Below are 2,483 nucleotides of genomic sequence, written 5' to 3'. Positions count from 1 at the left end.
GGTATCGAAGTAACGGCTAGCCACAATCCAATTAATTATAATGGCTTAAAATTGGTCAAAGAACACTCAAAACCGATTAGCGCCGATGATGGCTTGGCAGAAATTCAAGCATTAGCAGAATCGGGGCAATTTAGTACGGATAATCAACCAGGTAAATTACAATTACTAACGGATAAAAGCGCTTATATCAATCATGTCATGACGTTTATTGATGTTGATAAATTAAAACCGCTAAAACTGGTTATCAACTCTGGTAACGGCAGCGCAGGTCCCATCATTGATTTATTAATCGACAAGTTAGCACAAGCGGGCGTGCCAATTGAAGTGCTTAAATTGCACCATACGCCTGATGGTAGCTTTCCAAATGGCATTCCCAATCCAATGATTGAGGCCAATCGAACCGCCACTCAGCAAGCAGTGCTAGAACACAAAGCCGATCTTGGCATTGCCTTTGATGGCGATTTTGACCGCTGCTTTTTATTTGATGAATACGGCGAATTTATCGATGGCAGCTATGTCGTTGGCATGCTCGCGCAGGCGTTTTTAAACAAGTATGCGGGCGAGTCAATCGTCTATGACCCGCGAGTGATATATAACACCGAAGCTGTTATTGATGAGCATAACGGTAAGGCAGTTATTAGTAAGTCTGGGCACTCATTTATCAAACAAGTGATGCGTGATTCTGGTGCGGTGTATGGCGGCGAAATGTCCGCTCACCATTATTTTCGCGATTTTTTCTACTGCGATAGCGGCATGATTCCGTGGCTTTTGACCATTGAGTTATTATCGATTACCGGTAAAACCTTATCAGAATTGGTCAGCGGTTATATTGCAGCCTATCCAAGCTCAGGCGAGCTGAATTTTCATCTGACCACTCATGATGCGCCAGCCATTATTAGCGCCATCGAAGAGAAGTTTAGCGCCGAAAATCCAACCAAATCGATGCTCGATGGTTTGAGTTTAAACTTTGGCGAATGGCGTTTTAACTTACGCGCTTCCAATACTGAACCATTAATTCGCTTAAACATCGAAAGTCGCGGTGATAAGGATTTACTACAGACTAAGACGCAAGAAATTCAGCAATGGCTTGCTAGTAAAGGGGCGGTGCCTGCTTAACTTAAGTAATCATAATGCTAAGTAAAGACATTCTGAACTTATGAGAACAAAAAAGCGCCAGTTAATTTTTATATTAATCGGCGTTTTTATTTAGATTCAGTTCATTAGCTGCTTGTCTGCTACGCTTATTTTATCCTTGTTAAAAAGCTTTATTTGGCGCGGCCAATCCCTATATAAGCGCCGACTAAATCATCAACCTGCATTCGCGACAGCGCATTGCGCGCATCGAATATCGGCAGCGCTTGCTCATTGAGCCTAGCAATATCTAGCCTATTTTCTGGCAACCAACTGATAATAAAAATGGCCTGCGCTTCATTAAGCTGTTGGTACGGACTGGCAATCAATTCGAGTAACGGCTGCTGTCGATAGAGCTCGGCAAGCTCGGTTTGGGCTTTATCACTATACACCAGCGTGCGGATATTATAAGACCACAGTAGCGCTAACAACGGATGAATCGCCGACTCTGCTGTTCGTCCCGAGCCCGCTTTATAACTGCCACCCCAAATCATGACGGTTTTATGGTCGATAAAGCCATCAAAATACTGCCAAAACTTACGAAATATCAGCTCTTTTTGGTCTTCGTTAATATCAATAACTGCTTGTAGTAACGGCATAGCTAGGCTCTTTTCTGCACTGGACTGCTGCAGCTTAACCAACTCTGTCGGTAGTGTATTGCCACCAAAGCCCCAGCCCGCTTTCAAGTAGCTACTGCCCACGCGCTCATCGAGTCCCATAATGTGACTAACTTGCTGGATATCGACCTGTTGACTATCAGCCAAGCGCGACATCTCATTCATAAAGCTCACCCTTGTGGCAAGCATCGCCATGATACTACTACGGGCAAACTCTATAGTAGCAATATCTGCTTGATGAAACGCGCGTGCCTGCTGCATTAAAGGCTGTAGCATTGTTAAATGATGGCGGCTATTTGGCGTTTTTTCACCCAGCAATAACAATGATGGATTTAGCATTGAGCTGTATGCATCGCCATCTTTTAAGAATACAAACGGCATATAATAGACCCAAGCGCGCTGCAACTGCTTGGACAGTGCAGCAACTGCGCCCAGCTGTTTTATGCCACTCATAATAAGCGGTAAGGTTTGCTGATGACTGTGATTAAAGGCCGTAATCCAGCTGTCTGCTTGCCATACTGGGCGGATACTGTCTAAAAATAACCAATACAGCGCAGCTTGTTTCCTCTCATTATTATTATCCGTCTTTTCATAGCGCTCTAGCAGCTTATTGGCAGTAGTTGGCAGAGCGTAGCTGACAATCTGTTGCTGCTGCACGTACATCTGCCATAGCGCTTGCAAATGATGCTCAAAACCATATTGTTGTAATTGCTGCGTCAAGACCTCTTTATCAGT

General features: G+C 44.1%; 2 protein-coding genes. One reads left to right on the top strand and one right to left on the bottom strand.

Features of this window, described 5'->3' with window-relative positions; all coding sequences use genetic code 11:
* The coding region (locus V7D75_RS05520; RefSeq protein ID WP_333613744.1) for a phosphomannomutase CpsG at window positions 1-1,116 on the top strand (1,116 nt) is incomplete at its 5' end.
* A gap of 149 nt (window positions 1,117-1,265) precedes the next feature.
* Here the strand turns inward: V7D75_RS05520 and V7D75_RS05515 are convergent.
* On the bottom strand, window positions 1,266-2,483 hold a 1,218-nt coding region (locus V7D75_RS05515; protein ID WP_333613743.1), incomplete at its 5' end, for a UDP-glucose/GDP-mannose dehydrogenase family protein.

Origin of the sequence: Psychrobacter sp. (genome assembly GCF_036731945.1) — a bacterium.
Lineage (GTDB): Bacteria > Pseudomonadota > Gammaproteobacteria > Pseudomonadales > Moraxellaceae > Psychrobacter.
This window is presented reverse-complemented; position numbering and strand designations above follow the sequence as displayed.